This window comes from Mangrovicoccus ximenensis (assembly GCF_003056725.1).
In the GTDB taxonomy this organism is placed as follows: domain Bacteria; phylum Pseudomonadota; class Alphaproteobacteria; order Rhodobacterales; family Rhodobacteraceae; genus Mangrovicoccus; species Mangrovicoccus ximenensis.
Genome location: NZ_QBKZ01000023.1, coordinates 24,948 through 38,367 on the forward strand (window position 1 = coordinate 24,948; position 13,420 = coordinate 38,367).

The 13,420-nt window shown below is 67.4% G+C and carries 13 protein-coding genes; 4 read left to right on the plus strand and 9 right to left on the minus strand.

The features are described 5' to 3' along the window. The first annotated feature begins 10 nt into the window (after positions 1-10). The 4 genes from C7T91_RS25455 to C7T91_RS25470 are packed head-to-tail and all read left to right on the plus strand — an operon-like array spanning position 11 to position 3,126. Positions 11-1,102, plus strand: a complete 1,092-nt coding sequence (locus tag C7T91_RS25455) for an ABC transporter ATP-binding protein (RefSeq protein WP_108262394.1) — start codon at positions 11-13, stop codon at positions 1,100-1,102. After that, the gene (locus C7T91_RS25460) at positions 1,099-1,956 is read left to right on the plus strand and encodes an ABC transporter permease (protein WP_108262396.1); all 858 of its coding nucleotides are present in this window, start codon (positions 1,099-1,101) and stop codon (positions 1,954-1,956) included. The genes C7T91_RS25455 and C7T91_RS25460 overlap by 4 nt, the downstream gene beginning before the upstream one ends. Continuing rightward, positions 1,953-2,750: an ABC transporter permease gene (locus C7T91_RS25465; protein WP_108262398.1), complete on the plus strand. Its 798-nt coding sequence runs from the start codon at positions 1,953-1,955 to the stop codon at positions 2,748-2,750. The genes C7T91_RS25460 and C7T91_RS25465 overlap by 4 nt, the downstream gene beginning before the upstream one ends. A gap of 16 nt (positions 2,751-2,766) precedes the next feature. Further along, the gene (locus C7T91_RS25470) at positions 2,767-3,126 is read left to right on the plus strand and encodes a DUF1028 domain-containing protein (protein ID WP_108262400.1); all 360 of its coding nucleotides are present in this window, start codon (positions 2,767-2,769) and stop codon (positions 3,124-3,126) included. Positions 3,127-3,417: 291 nt separating this feature from the next. Here the strand turns inward: C7T91_RS25470 and C7T91_RS25475 are convergent, their stop codons facing one another. The 9 genes from C7T91_RS25475 to C7T91_RS25515 form a co-directional block, all read right to left on the minus strand. Further along, positions 3,418-4,629 carry a flagellin gene (locus C7T91_RS25475; protein WP_108262402.1) on the minus strand — a complete coding sequence of 404 codons (1,212 nt, stop codon included), beginning with the start codon at positions 4,627-4,629 and terminating at the stop codon, positions 3,418-3,420. 341 nt (positions 4,630-4,970) lie between these two features. Then, positions 4,971-5,603 carry an alcohol dehydrogenase catalytic domain-containing protein gene (locus tag C7T91_RS25480; RefSeq protein ID WP_161556107.1) on the minus strand — a complete coding sequence of 211 codons (633 nt, stop codon included), beginning with the start codon at positions 5,601-5,603 and terminating at the stop codon, positions 4,971-4,973. A 1-nt stretch (position 5,604) separates the two neighbouring features. Beyond that, positions 5,605-6,750, minus strand: a complete 1,146-nt coding sequence (locus C7T91_RS25485; RefSeq protein ID WP_108262406.1) for a CaiB/BaiF CoA transferase family protein — start codon at positions 6,748-6,750, stop codon at positions 5,605-5,607. Positions 6,751-6,753: 3 nt separating this feature from the next. Next, positions 6,754-8,256, minus strand: a complete 1,503-nt coding sequence (locus tag C7T91_RS25490; protein WP_108262408.1) for a 3-hydroxyacyl-CoA dehydrogenase NAD-binding domain-containing protein — start codon at positions 8,254-8,256, stop codon at positions 6,754-6,756. Then, positions 8,253-9,419 (minus strand): acyl-CoA dehydrogenase family protein, encoded by a 1,167-nt coding sequence (locus tag C7T91_RS25495; RefSeq protein ID WP_108262410.1) that lies wholly within the window; start codon positions 9,417-9,419, stop codon positions 8,253-8,255. The genes C7T91_RS25490 and C7T91_RS25495 overlap by 4 nt, the downstream gene beginning before the upstream one ends. Further along, complete coding sequence (locus C7T91_RS25500; RefSeq protein WP_108262412.1) at positions 9,419-10,123, minus strand: SDR family NAD(P)-dependent oxidoreductase; 705 nt, start codon at positions 10,121-10,123, stop codon at positions 9,419-9,421. The genes C7T91_RS25495 and C7T91_RS25500 overlap by 1 nt, the downstream gene beginning before the upstream one ends. Then, positions 10,116-10,886 carry an enoyl-CoA hydratase/isomerase family protein gene (locus tag C7T91_RS25505; protein WP_108262414.1) on the minus strand — a complete coding sequence of 257 codons (771 nt, stop codon included), beginning with the start codon at positions 10,884-10,886 and terminating at the stop codon, positions 10,116-10,118. The genes C7T91_RS25500 and C7T91_RS25505 overlap by 8 nt, the downstream gene beginning before the upstream one ends. Before the next feature lie 3 nt (positions 10,887-10,889). Continuing rightward, positions 10,890-12,506, minus strand: a complete 1,617-nt coding sequence (locus tag C7T91_RS25510) for a class I adenylate-forming enzyme family protein (protein WP_108262416.1) — start codon at positions 12,504-12,506, stop codon at positions 10,890-10,892. Positions 12,507-12,528: 22 nt separating this feature from the next. After that, complete coding sequence (locus tag C7T91_RS25515; RefSeq protein ID WP_108262418.1) at positions 12,529-13,308, minus strand: enoyl-CoA hydratase-related protein; 780 nt, start codon at positions 13,306-13,308, stop codon at positions 12,529-12,531. Between the last annotated feature and the right edge of the window lie 112 nt (positions 13,309-13,420).

Here is a 13,420-nt window from a genome sequence, read left to right on the forward strand (position 1 = left end):
CCAGTTGGCCATGCAGCACGTCCCCGACATCGCAGCGCAGGAGCGGGCAACCGCCCTGCGCATTTCCGGCCTGAAGAAATCCTTCGGCAGCACGCTCGCGGTCAAGGGAGTCTCGCTGGACCTCGCCGAAGGCGGCATTCTCGCGCTGCTCGGTCCCTCGGGCTGCGGCAAGACCACGATCCTGCGGATGATCGCCGGCTTCGCCGAACCCGACAGCGGCACCATAGCGCTGAACGGCCGCGACATCACCCGGCTTGCCCCGGAAAAACGCAATGCCGCCATGGTATTCCAGTCCTATGCGCTGTTCCCGCACATGACCGTCGCCGAAAATGTCGGCTACGGGCTCAAGATCCGCCGGGTGTCCCGCAGCGAGCGCGAGACGCGCATCTGGGACGCGCTGAAACTGGTGCGGCTCGACCAGTTCGCCCGCCGCTATCCGTCGGAGCTGTCAGGCGGCCAGCAGCAGCGCACCGCGCTGGCCCGCGCCATCGCCACCCGGCCCGACCTGCTGCTCCTCGACGAGCCCTTCGGCGCGCTCGACCAGAACCTGCGCGAGGCGATGCAGATCGAGCTGAGGAAGCTTCAGGAAAGCCTCGGGCTGGCGACCGTCATCGTGACCCATGACCAGCAGGAGGCGATGATCCTTGCCGACCGGATCGCCGTCGTCAATGACGGGCGGATCGAGCAGCTATCGCCGCCTGCCGAGCTCTACGACCACCCCAGAACCCGCTTCGTCGCGGAGTTCATGGGAGTGGAGAACATCCTCGATGCCGTCCTCGCGCCGGGCAGCCTGACCGTCGCCGGCAGCACCATCGCACTGGACCGGCCGCCGGCTGGCGCCCGCCCCGGCCGGGACGGCCCCTGCCAGATCGCGCTGCGCGCCGAGGCGGTCACGCTGGGCGATCCCGGCATCGGCGGCATCGGCGGCACGATCGGCTACCGCACCAACCTGGGCGGACGCGTCCTCTACGAGGTGAGCCTCTCCGACGGACAGATGGTCAAGGTCTCCGAGGCGCGGGCGCCGGACCTGCCGACCCGGCCCGTCGGACAGAAGGTCTCGGTCGTCCCGGGCGGCATCACCGTGCTGGAGCCCGCGGCATGAAACCGGTCCCGGTCCTCTGGCTGATCTGGCCGCTGCTGGCCGTGCTGGGGCTGTTCTTCGCGGCGCTCCTGCGCTTCGCCGACACGAGCCTCCTGCAGCAGATCCCCGGCACGGCAATGTTCGAGGGACCCCGCTCGCTCGGGAACTATGCCGATACCTTTGCGTCGCCGCTGGCCCGCAAGGCGCTGTGGGACACGCTGGTCATGTCGCTGCAGATCACCGGCGCGGCAATTGTCCTCGGCTATCCGCTGGCCTACCTGATGGCGCGCTCGCCGTCGAAATTCCTGCGCAACGCCATCTTCTTCGTGCTGATCGTCACCTTCCTGTCCGGCGGCATCACCCGCGCCTATGCCTGGATGCTGGTGCTGGGCAATAACGGCCCGGTCAACGGGCTGCTGCGCGAGTTCGGCCTGCCGACGGTCCGCATGGTCAACAACCGAACCGGCGTGGTTCTGTCGATCGTGCATTTCGTGCTGCCCTTCTTCGTCCTCACCCTGCTCGGCGCGATCCGCAATATTCCCGCGTCGCTCGAAGAAGCCGCGCGCAGCCATGGCGCCAGCCGCTGGGCCGCCTTCCGGGACGTGACTCTGCCGCTCAGCGTGCCCGGGCTGGTCAGCGCCTCGCTCCTGGCCTTCACGCTGGCGATCAGCTCCTTCCTCTTCCCGCTTCTTCTGGGCGGCGGCCGGGTGCAGATGTTCGCCAACCTCATCTACGACAAGATCCAGAGCAGCTTCGACATGCCCGCAGCCTCCGCCATGGCGATGATCTTCCTGGTCTTCGCGCTCCTGCCGATCCTGGCGCTGAACCTTATCCGCGGGTCGCTGTCGCGCCGCTTCGGGGGGACGCGCCGATGAGTTCCCGTCCCTATTCGCCGCTCCTGACCTTCGCGGCAGCGCTGGTCCTGATGTTCCTCGTCGTGCCGACGCTGGTGATCCTCTATTCGTCGGTCAGCCCCTCGGCGCGGGTGCAGTTCCCGCCCGAGGCGGTGACGCTGAAATGGTTCGGAAACTTCTTCGAGAACAGCCAGTTCCGCGATGCGCTGGTCAACAGCCTGCTGGTAACCGCGCTGGTCACGCCGCTGACCCTGGCCATCGCGGTGCCCTGCTCGCTGGCCATCGTGCGGCGGCGGTTTCCCGGGCGCGGGCTGCTCAGCGCGCTGGCGCTGTCGCCGCTGGCCGTGCCTGGCGTGGTGATCGGCGTGGCCTTCCTCAACTTCTTCGCCTGGACCGGGATCGATTCCGGCTTCTGGAAGATCGCCTTCGCGCTTGTCGTCATCACCCTGCCTTTCGCGATCCGCGCGCTGGTCGCGACGCTGGAGGGGCTCGACCTCGCGCTGGAAGAGGCCGCGCGGAACCTGGGCGCCTCGCGCTTCCAGACCTTCCTGACCGTGACCCTGCCGCAGCTGCGCTCGGGCATGCTGGCGGGCGGCATCTTCGTCTTCGTCGAGGCGATCGACAACTTCTCCACCGTGGTGTTTCTCACCGACATGCGGACCAATGTCCTGTCGGTGCAGGCCTATTCCTACATCCGCGACTTCAACGACCCGACGGTCTCAGCCATGGCCGCGATCCTGATCCTGCAGAGCGTGGTGCTCGTCTTCCTGCTGCAGCGCTTCGCCGGGTTCGAGAAGGTGATCGGCGGAAAATGATCCCGGAGCAACGGACATGACCTATTCCATCATCGGCCTCTGCCCCGATACCGGCATGATCGGCGGGGCGATCACCACCTCGAGCCCGGCCGTCGGCGCGCGCTGCCTCTTCGTCGAGTCGGGCACCGGCGCGGCGCTCAGCCAGTACTGGACCGACCCGCGGCTCGGCCGCGATGCGCTGGCGCTGATGGCCGGGGGGCTCGGGCGGAAGGGCCGGTCAGGAGGGCTCAGTCGCGGGCGCGCAGCTCTTCGGCGCGGCCGCGCAGTTCGCTGGCGCGCGACATCATTGTCTCGTCGGAGGATTGCCGGGGGGCGCTGTCCAGCCTGGTCCGGCGCAGCGCCAGGGCGGCATTTCGCGCATCGAGCTCGGCCGTAGTCGCGTCAAGATCGGTCCCGGGGGCAGGGTCCAAGCCCGGCAGGCCGCGCAGCGGCAGGATTTCCGGCGTTTGGCCGGTCACGCTGCTGCGCTCCTCGCCGGAGCGGTACTCGGCGGGAACGCAGCCGGAGAGGGCTGCGACAAGCGGAAGGAACAGGAGACGGGCTGGGATTGGCAAGGGGCGGATCTCCGGCGGGACGGGATCTGCCTAACCGAAGATGCGGGGCGGAGCCAGCACCGCACGCGAGAAAGGCGCGCCGGAAACCGGCGCGCCCCTTGGTTCGGCGGAAATCAGCGGAACAGCGACAGCACGTTCTGCGGTGCCTGGTTCGCGATGGAGAGCGCCTGGATGCCCAGCTGCTGCTGCACCTGCAGCGCCTGCAGCTTGGCGGAGGCTTCTTCCATGTCCGCATCGACCAGCGAGCCGATGCCCGCGCGCATCGAGTCGGTCAGTTTCGACACGAAGGTGGATTGCGTGTCGATCTGGTTGCCGACCGAGCCGAAGACCGCGGCTGCGTCGATGGCCGTGGAGATCAGCGATTCCATGGTGATCAGCTGGGCGGCGAGCGTGCCGGCATTGGTGGCGTCGATCGTCGAGAGCGCAGCAAGGCCGCCGGAGCCGTCATCGCCGAACTGCCCGGTGACCGTGAGGTCGAGGGTGCCTGTGTTGGTGAAGGTCAGCTCGCCGGGGCTGGCGCTGTCATAGGCGACGCTGAGACCGGCGATGTTGAAGGACTCGATCTGCGCCTTCAGGTTGGTGGCGATGATGTCCTCGGGCGTGTTGCCGACGGCGATGTCGTTCGCCGAAACGGTGTAGCTGGCCGTGTAGCCGGCGACGCTGATCGTGATGCTCTCGCCGGCGTCATAGGTCGGGTTGCCGATGACCACGGAATCCGTGCCCACGGTGTTGTCGAGCGACATCACGAAGGTATCGGCGGCTGCGGAAACGACGGTCGCGGTGCCGCCGGAGAAGACAGATTTCGCGGTATAGCCGCCGGAGCCGAGATTCTGTCCGTTCACGGTGATGTAGTTCGCGGTGACCGTGCCGGTCGAGTCGCGGTCGATCGAGGAGAGCACGTTGGTCGTCGTGGTGCTGCCGTCGACCAGGTTCAGGCCGTTGAACTGGGCCGCGCTGACCACCGAGGTGATCTGGTTCTTGAGTGCGTCGACATCGTTGTTGAGCTTGGTGCGGTCGACGTTTTCGCCCTGGGCGGCAACGATCTTCGCCTTGATCTCGCCCAGCAGCTCCTGGATCGTTTCGGAGGCGGTCTGCGCGACGGCGACGGTGGATTCGCCCAGCGACAGGCTGTCCGAGATCGCCTTGAAGCCGTTGACGTCGGATTCCATCACCTTGGAGATCGCCCAGATGGCCGAGTTCTCCTTGGCGTTCGAAATATCCTTGCCGGTGGAGATTTCGCTCTGGACCTTCTCGAGGCCCATGTTGATGGTCTTGAGGGTCTGCAGCGCGACCATGGCGCTGGTGTTGGTCAAAATACTGGACATCTGCCCACGGTTCCCTTCTTCGGCGCAGTTCGGCGCCACTGTAAATTCGAGGTCCGGAACGAACCCTGTGCGCAGTCATTCTGATCTTACGATCCGCTTTCCGCGGCCGTGCCGTCCTTTCGGAACGCATTGGCAGATAAGCGGCCAATGACTAAGGAACGGATAATGTGCGGCCGACGCCTCCGCGCGGCCTGCAGGACGAGGCGCGGCTCCGGCCGCGCCGGAAAGACGGGAAAGGAACGTGGAATGCCGGGATATCAGACGCTTGCCGGGCGAGGCGGGGCAGGGACATGAGCACGGATCCCCTGTTTCGGCTTTATCCGTCAAAGACACGCATAATTTTAACGGTCGCGGTTCTGGCAGCCGCCGCCGCGATGTGCCTCTGGCTGGCGGCCACGGGCCAGGGCTTGGCGGCTGGCGAGCGCGCCGTCCTCGCGGTTCTGGCCGTTGCAGCGTCGGCGGGCGCGCACAAGCTTGCCCGCGCCGAGCGCCTTGGCCAGCTGCACCGCCGCCATGCCGACGCCGCCGGTCGCGCCGAGAACAAGCACGGTCTCGCCGGGCTTGAGCTGGCCACGCTCCGTGAGCGCGAACCACGCGGTCTGGTAGACCAGCCCGAACGCCGCCGCCACGTCGAAGGGCAGCGCGTCGGGCATCGGGAAGCAGTAGCCCGCGGGCAGGCGGATCTTGCCGGCATAGGTGCCGTATTCCGGCAGCACCATGACCCGCTGGCCGATTTCCAGTCCCGTGACATCCGCCCCGAGCGCCGAGACGGTGCCCGCCCCCGCCAGTCCCGGCGAGAAGGGAAAGGGCGGCTTTTTCTGGTACTTGCCCTCGATATAGAGGATGTCGGGAAAATTCGCCTCCGCCGCGGCGATGTCGACCACGGCCTCGCCCGGCCCGGGTACCGGATCGGGCAGCTCGCCGTATTCGGCCTGGTCGAAGGGCGTGAATTCCCGGACGATGACGGCTTTCATCTCAGCTCCTCCCGGCCAGTTCGGCCCCGAGGCAGGCATCGGTATCCGCGCCGAGCGCCGGGGCAGCGCGTGCGCTGTCCGCGGCCGCGCGGAAGCCCGGCACCACCGGCACCGGCAGCGCGGCCATCTCGTCCCCGCCCTGCCCGGCAATGCGGGCCTCGAAGATGCCGCGTTCGCGGAAATGCGGATCGGCCTGCGCCTCTTCCAGCGTGCGGACGATGGAGCAGCAGCAATCGGCCGTCTCGAAGACCGCCTGCCAATGCGCGGCATCGCGGGATTTCAGGATCGCGCCGACGGCGGCCGTGGTCGCCGCCGGATCACGGGCGTCATCTGCCAGTGCCGGGTCGAGCCCGATGGCGGCGCAGAAGCTGTCCCAGAATTTCTGCTCGATCGGCGCGCAGGCGGCGAAGCGGCCGCAGGCCAGCGGGTAGAGCCGGTAGCGCGGGCTGCCCCCGGTCACCAGCGCGTCGCCGTTGCCGGGCCAGTCGCCGGTCACCTGCCCCTCGCCCTGCGCCCAGTACATGAACGGGAAGAGGTTCTCCGCCATGGCGATGTCGAGCATCGCGCCCTCGCCGGTGCGTTCCCGCCGCCAGAGCGCCATCAGGATGTTGACGAGCGCCGGATAGGTCCCGCCGGCGATGTCGGCGGTCAGCGCGGGCGGCAGCACAGGCACATCCGCCGTGCCGCAGCTCAGCGCCAGCATCCCGGCATCTCCCTGGAAGTTCATGTCGTGACCGGCGGCCAGCGCCTTCGGCCCGGTCTGGCCATAGCCGGTGATTGCGCAGTAGATGATGTCCGGATTGATCTTGCGCATGTCCTCGTAGGCGAGGCCGAGCCGCGCCATGACGCCGGGGCGGAACTGCTCCACCACGATGTCGGCGCTCTCGATCAGCGGCACCAGCCGCGCGCGCGCCTCCGGGTCCTTGAGGTCGAGCGCGATGCTTTTCTTGCCCCTGTTGAGGAGCTGGAAGTTGGAGCTGTCGCCGCCGTCCCATTTCGGGACATAGCTGCGCATCTCCTCGCCGCGTCCGGGACGCTCGACCTTGATCACCTCGGCCCCGGCCTCGGCCAGCACCAGCGTCGCCATCGGCCCGGGCAGCAGGGTGGAGAAATCCAGAACGCGGATGCCGTCGAGCGCCCCTTTCATGGCTCAGCCCTCCCGCGTCTTGGCGACCACGGCGGCGCGCGCGGGCGCATAGCCCGGCTGGCCGGTCATGGCGAGGATCGCGGAGCTGACGTCGTAATGGCGCGCGAGCCCGCCGCGGGTGACGCGCTCCAGCGGGCCGTCGGGATAGCCGAGACCCATGCAGCAGGTCTTGTCCATGTCCGCCGCCGTCGCCAGCCCCTCGTCGAGGAAGCGCAGCGCGTCGTTGTATTTCGGACGGACAAGGCGGTCGACGATGCGGCCGGGCTGGTCGGCGCAGACCACCACGTCGAAGCCCGCGACCTCGAAGATCGCGCGCGCGGCGGCCAGGGCGGCCGGATCGGTCTGCGGACGGCGCACCAGCTCGATGAGGTTCGAGGGCGCGTCGTCGCCGTTGCGGTAGCGCGCGAAACCGACCACGTTCGACGGCCCGCCATTGAGCGACTCGCCGGTATGGACGCCGAGGCATTCGGTATCGAGTTCCACCACGACGGCCGTCTTGCCGGTATCCGGCGCGAAGCCGCCGCCGAGATGGATGGTCACAGGCGCATCCTCGCTGGCCGCGTCAAGGAACGCCCCGCCCTCGGGGAAGGACCGGCTCCCGCCCGCCGAGACAATTGCGTAGCCCGGCGCTTCGGTCGCCTTCGGCGGCGTCTGCCCGGTCAGCAGGCCGGAGCCCGACTTGTTGCCCAGCCGTCCGGCGGCGACCATGCGGCGGCAGAGCGGCGGCACGGCGGCGCGCTTGTCGAGCGTGATCGGATAGAAGGCCTCGCCGAGGCGGACCTGCGTATCCAGGCCAATCAGGTCGAGGAGCGTGCAGGGCCCCATCTTGTAGCCGAGCCCCGACTTGATCGCGATGTCGATATCCTCGGCCGAGCACAGCCCCGCCTCGATCGCGCGGATCACGTCGTTGTTGAAGGGCACCAAGAGCGCGTTGAGGATGAAGCCCGGCTTGTCCTGCGTCTCGACGGGGATCTGCTTGCAGGCCTCGGTCCAGGCCCATGCCGCGTCGAAGGTTTCGTCCGAGGTGTTGATGCCGCGGGACATCTCGATCAGCTTCATCACCTGCGCGGGCAGGCAGAAATGCATCCCCACCACGCGGTCGTCGCGGCCCGAACCGCCGGCGATCTCGGTGATCGAGAGCGTCGAGGTGTTGGAGGCGAAGATCGTGCTCTCCTTGCAGATGCCGTTCAGCTTGCCGAACAGCTCCTTCTTCACGTCCAGGTTCTCGAAGATCGCCTCGATCACCAGGTCGCAATCGGCGAGCGCCTCGAGGTCTGTGGCGTCGGACATGCGCGCCAGCGTGGCGTCGCGGTCCTCTGCGGTCATGCGGCCCTTCTCGACCGACTTGCCGAAGAACTTCTCGGCCGCGCCGCGCTGGCGGGCAAGCGCATCGGCGGACATGTCGAAGCAGATCGTGTCAAACCCTGCGCGCGCCGCGACGATGGCGATGCCCGCCCCCATGGTGCCGCCTGCCCCGCAGACGGCGACTGTCTTGATACCGGTCATTTTACGATGAAACTCCGTCCGATGAGCTGGCGGTGGACCTGGTTGGTGCCTTCCCAGATCTGGGTGATCTTGGCGTCGCGCATCAGCCGCTCCGCCCGGTAGTCGCGGCAATAGCCATAGCCGCCGTGGAACTGGACGCATTCGGTGGCCATCTTCATGGCCAGGTCCGAGGCGCGCAGTTTGGCCAGCGAGGCCTCCATGCCGAAATCGGTCTCGCCGCCATCGACCATGGAGGCGACGTAATCGAGCCATTTCTCGGTCATCAGCAATTCGCCCGCGAGGTCGGCCAGAGTGAACTGGTTGCCCTGGAACTCCAGCACCTTCTTGCGGCTCTGCACCCGCTCGGAACCGTAGGCCACCATGTCCTTGAAGGCCGCCCGCGCGATGCCGAGCGCATGGGCTGCCACCGAGGGGCGCGAGCGGTTGAGCGATCCGAGCAGGATCTTCAGCCCGTCGCCCGGCTCCTGCAGCAGGTTGGCGCGCGGCACGCGCACCCCGTCGAAGGCCAGCGAACAGGTCGAGGAGCCGTTATGGCCCATCTTCTTCTCTTTCGAGATGACGCTGAAGCCCTCGGCGCCCTTCTCCAGGATCAGCGCGGAGATCGCCTTCTTGGGGTCCTCGATCCCGGCCCATTTGCCGAAGACGAGGTAGCGGTCGGCCACGTCGCCGTTCGAGATGAAGCACTTGCCGCCCTTGACGATGATGTCGTCGCCATCCTCGGTGAAGGTTGTCTTCATGCCGGTCGCGTCCGAGCCGGCGGTGGGCTCGGTGATCGCCAGCGCGCCGAGGCCGCCCTCGGCGATGCAGGGCAGGAGGCGCGCCTTCTGCTCCTCGCTGCCGTATTCGATCAGCGGCTTCATGCCGTGGTAGTTCGTGGCGTAGATGATGCCCGTCGAGGCGCAGGCCTCGGAGATGATCGACACGATCTCCAGATAGAGCCGGAACGACATAGGCATGCCGCCATAGGCCTCGGGCACGAAGACCGCGTTCAGGCCGAGCGCGTTGATCGCCTCGACATTCTTCCAGGGGAATTCGCCGGTGGCGTCGATGTGTTCGGCATTCGGCGCGATCACCTCGTCGGTCATGCGCTGCACCTGGTCGAGGATCGCCTGTTCGTCCTCGTCCCAGTTCCGCGAGCGGAGCACTTTCTCGTACATGTTCATCAGTGGTTCATCCCTTGTGCGCCGTCGATGTAGATCGTCTCGCCGGTGAGGAATCCGATCGCCTCGCCGAAGAGCGCGGCAACCAGCCGGGCAACATCCCCGGGCTGGCCCGGCGCGCCGGTCGGAATGCGGCTGGCCATCCAGGCCTTGACCTTCTCGCGGGCGAGGAAGTCGCGGTTGAGGTCGGTCTCGATGTAGCCGGGCGCGACATTCATCACGCGGATGCCGTCCTTGGCCCATTCGACCGCCATGCAGCGGGTCATCGCCGCGACCGCGGCCTTCGAACCGCAATAGGCCAGGTTGTCGGGCACGCCGAGCTTGTCGAAGAACGAGCCGATATTGACGATCGTGCCGCCGTTCTCCCGCAGGTGCGGATAGGCCTCGCGCGCGGCCACCATGACGGCGGTGGTGTTGAGCGCGAAGGTGCGGTCGAAATCCTCGGTGGTCAGCGAGGCGATCGGCCCGCCGATATGGACGCCCGCATTGTTGACGAGCCCGGCGACCGGGCCGCGGGCGGCGGCCTCCGCCATGGCGGATTTCACCGCCGCCTCGTCGGTCATGTCGCAGGCGATGCCGTGGCCGACCTCAGCCGCGCCCGAGCGCGACAGGCAGACGACCTGCCAGCCGCGGCTGTCGAGCTCCGCCGCGATGGCCGCGCCGATCCCCTTGGAGGCGCCGGTGACGATGATCTGTCCTTCAGGCATCCTTGAACTCCGGTTTGCGTTTCTCGTCGAAGGCGGCCATGCCTTCCTCGGCGTCGTTCATGCGGTAGGCCATCGTCGACAGCTCCGCCTCGACGCGCAGCCCCTCGGTCAGCGGCAGGTCGCCGGCGCGCTGCACGGCGCGGCGGGCAAATTGCAGCGCGGGCAGGCTGTAGCGGGTGAACCACCCGGCGAAGTCGAGCCCGGCCTCCATCAGGTCGCCCTCGGCCACCGCATTGACAAGGCCGATGCGCTCGGCCTCCTCGGCCTTGACGTTGCGCCCGGTCATGATGATCTCGAGCGCGCGGCCCTCGCCCACCAGCCGCGGCAGGCGCTGCGTGCCGCCATAGCCGGGGATCAGCCCCAGCTTGATCTCGGGCAGGCCGAAAACGGCATTGGGCGACGCGATGCGGAAGGTGCAGGCCAGCGCCAGTTCCGAGCCGCCGCCGAAAGCATAGCCGTTGACCAGCGCCACGGAAGGAACCGGCAGCGTGTCGAGCTTGGCGAAGACCGCCTGGCCCAGCTCCGCCCCGGTGAGCTGGTTCATCAGCGGCCGGTGGCGCAGCTCCTTGATGTCGGCGCCCGCACAGAACGCCTTGTCGCCCGCGCCGGTGACCAGGAGCGCGCGGATGCCCTCCATCGCCGCGACCTCGTCGAAGGCGCTGCCGATCTCGCGCAGGATGGCGAAGCTCAGCGCGTTCAGCGCCTCGGGGCGGTTGAGCGTCAGAACGGCAATGTCGCCGTTCCGCGTGAGTTCAACGGACATGGATCAGACCTTTTCCTCGATGTAGCGGACGGGCTGCGGCGCGATCTCGCCGCGCTTGACCATCTCGGTCAGCTCCCGCTTCAGGATCTTGCCGCTCGGCGTCAGCGGCAGCGTGTCGACCGCCAGGAACCATTCGGGCATGTCGAATTTCGACAGGCCTTCGCGCGCCAGGTGGTTCAACATCTCGGCCGCGTCGACCTCGCCGATCACGGCAAGGCAGACCTTCTCGCCCAGGCGGTCATCGGCCACGCCGAAGGCGGCGGCCTTGTCGATGCGCGGATGCGTCAGCGTCAGCGCCTCGATCCGCGAGGGATAGATGTTGTGGCCGCCGCGGATGATCAGGTCCTTGATCCGGCCCTCGATGCGCAGGTTGCCCTCGCCGTCGAACGAGCCCAGATCGCCCGACAGCAGGTAGCCGTGGCGGTTGAAGGTCTTCTCGGTCGCCGCCTGGTTGGCGAAATAGCCCAGCATCATCGCCGCGCCGCGCCCGCCGATCTCGCCGGACTGGCCCTGCGGCAGCTCGATGTCGGGGTTCTCGGGGTCCCAGATCTTCACGTCATAGGCCGGTCCGCCGCGCCCGCAGGTGGAGATCCAGACCCGCCGCTCGTCGCCCGGATGGGTGTATTGATGCGAGGAACACTCGGTCATGCCGTAGATGTTCTGCGGCGTGATCCCCTGGTCTACGAAGGCCTTGGCCACGACTTCCGGGATCGGCGCGCCAGCCATGTAGAAGGTCTGGACCTGGCCGATGCGCGGCAGGCCGCGGGATTTCTGCTCGGCGAGGATGTCCATCGCATGGGTCGGCACGCCCATTACATAGGTCGCGCCGGTTTCGAGGATCCAGTCGAGACGGCTCATGCCCTTCGGCGGATCGTCCATCACCAGCGTGCCGCCGCAGACCAGCCACTGCCCCAGCGCCACCCAGGCGATGTGGTGCGAGAACGGGCTGAGCGTCAGGATCACCGAGCTGGAATCGAGCGCCCAGTCGCGCACCAGGTCGCGGGCATTGGCCAGAAGCGTGTTGCACGAATGCATGACGCATTTCGGCTTGCCCGTGGTGCCCGAGGTGAAGGCCAGATAGGCGACGCTGTCCGGGTTGGCATGCGGCTGCCGGTCGAGCTGGGTGATGTGGTTGGGAAAGTTCTGGAGCGTGTAGACCTTCTTGAGGAAGGGCAGTTCCGCCAGCATCGCGTCGAAATCCTTCGCCGCGCGGTCGGCGCCCCAGCCGTCTTCGGTCAGCAGCGCGCTGGCCGAAAGCTCGGTCAGGAGCTCGATGATCTCGGCACAGGTATAGCTGCGGTGGAGCGACGGGTTGCAGGCGATGCCCTCGCGCGAACAGGCGAGGAAGGTGATGACCACCTCGACCCGGTTCGACATCCAGATCGCCACCCGGTCGCCCGCGCCGATGCCGCGGTCGACGAAGCTGTCGGCCATCGCGTCGGTGCGCGCCTTCAGCGTCTCCCAGTCGAGCCGGGACCGGCCGTCCCTGAGCGCCAGGCCCCTCGGGTTCTCCGCGGCATGGCGGGCGGCCATCTGGTAGAAGGTTTCGTCCTGCCAGAGGCCTGCATCGTAATAGCTGCGGGCCGCCGACGGATCATGCAGCGTCAGGAACGGTTTCATGGCTGTCTCCCCCTGCCTCGCGTTACTGGCCGAACTTCGACGGATCGGGCTTGCGGCGCCCGTTGAAGCTTTCGTTCAGCTCCTTGTGCTCGGCGGTCTTCAGGTACTGGGTCAGCAGCAGGTCATGGGTGACCCGCGACAGCCCGCCGACGCCGCCATGGCGGGCGTTGAAGGCGCCCTTGATCGAAGCCAGCGCGAAGGAGCCGCGCTCGGCGATTTCCAGCGCGAATTCGCGGGTCTTCTCGGCCAGCTCGGCATCCGGGACGACGCGGTTGATCATGCCGATCTCAAGCGCCTCGGCCGCGGTCATCTTCTTGTTGCAGTACCAGATTTCCTTGGCGCGCTTCTTGCCCACCAGGTCCTCCAGGTACCAGGTGCCGTAGCCCGCATCGAAGGAGCCCATCATCGGGCCGACCTGGCGGAAGACCGCGCTTTCCTTGGCGATGGTCACGTCGCAGACGACCTGCAGCACGTTGCCGCCGCCGACCGCGAAGCCGTTGACGCTGGCGATCACCGGCTTCTGCAGCTTGTCGATTGCCTCGTACATTTCCAGCACCGGCAGCGTCCCGGCATAGAGGCGCGTGTCCTCCATCCCGTCCTTCTGTCCGCCGATGCAGAAGAACCGGTCGCCCGCGCCGGTCAGCACCACGACCCGGGTGCGGGTCTCGCGGCGGATTGCCTCGATGCAGTCGCGGATCTCGTGGCACATGGTCTCGGTGAACATGTTGCCGTTTTCCGGCCGGTTCAGCGTGATGGTCCCGACGGGGCCGTCCTCCTGGTACAGGATTTCGCTGTAGCTCATGGTCTGTCTCCCTTCCGACGGCTGGAGCCGCGTTCTGTCCCCGAAAGATGCAATCCATGTGCCAGCGTGGCCGGTGCGCGGACATGGAGGCGAAGTTTCCGCCGGGCGGACA

Coding starts and splice junctions, on each gene's coding strand:
- C7T91_RS25455 (WP_108262394.1), top strand. CDS start 11: ATGCAGCACGTCCCCGACATCGCAGCGCAGGAGCGGGCAACCGCCCTG.
- C7T91_RS25460 (WP_108262396.1), top strand. CDS start 1,099: ATGAAACCGGTCCCGGTCCTCTGGCTGATCTGGCCGCTGCTGGCCGTG.
- C7T91_RS25465 (WP_108262398.1), top strand. CDS start 1,953: ATGAGTTCCCGTCCCTATTCGCCGCTCCTGACCTTCGCGGCAGCGCTG.
- C7T91_RS25470 (WP_108262400.1), top strand. CDS start 2,767: ATGACCTATTCCATCATCGGCCTCTGCCCCGATACCGGCATGATCGGC.
- C7T91_RS25475 (WP_108262402.1), bottom strand. CDS start 4,629: ATGTCCAGTATTTTGACCAACACCAGCGCCATGGTCGCGCTGCAGACC.
- C7T91_RS25480 (WP_161556107.1), bottom strand. CDS start 5,603: ATGAAAGCCGTCATCGTCCGGGAATTCACGCCCTTCGACCAGGCCGAA.
- C7T91_RS25485 (WP_108262406.1), bottom strand. CDS start 6,750: ATGAAAGGGGCGCTCGACGGCATCCGCGTTCTGGATTTCTCCACCCTG.
- C7T91_RS25490 (WP_108262408.1), bottom strand. CDS start 8,256: ATGACCGGTATCAAGACAGTCGCCGTCTGCGGGGCAGGCGGCACCATG.
- C7T91_RS25495 (WP_108262410.1), bottom strand. CDS start 9,419: ATGAACATGTACGAGAAAGTGCTCCGCTCGCGGAACTGGGACGAGGAC.
- C7T91_RS25500 (WP_108262412.1), bottom strand. CDS start 10,123: ATGCCTGAAGGACAGATCATCGTCACCGGCGCCTCCAAGGGGATCGGC.
- C7T91_RS25505 (WP_108262414.1), bottom strand. CDS start 10,886: ATGTCCGTTGAACTCACGCGGAACGGCGACATTGCCGTTCTGACGCTC.
- C7T91_RS25510 (WP_108262416.1), bottom strand. CDS start 12,506: ATGAAACCGTTCCTGACGCTGCATGATCCGTCGGCGGCCCGCAGCTAT.
- C7T91_RS25515 (WP_108262418.1), bottom strand. CDS start 13,308: ATGAGCTACAGCGAAATCCTGTACCAGGAGGACGGCCCCGTCGGGACC.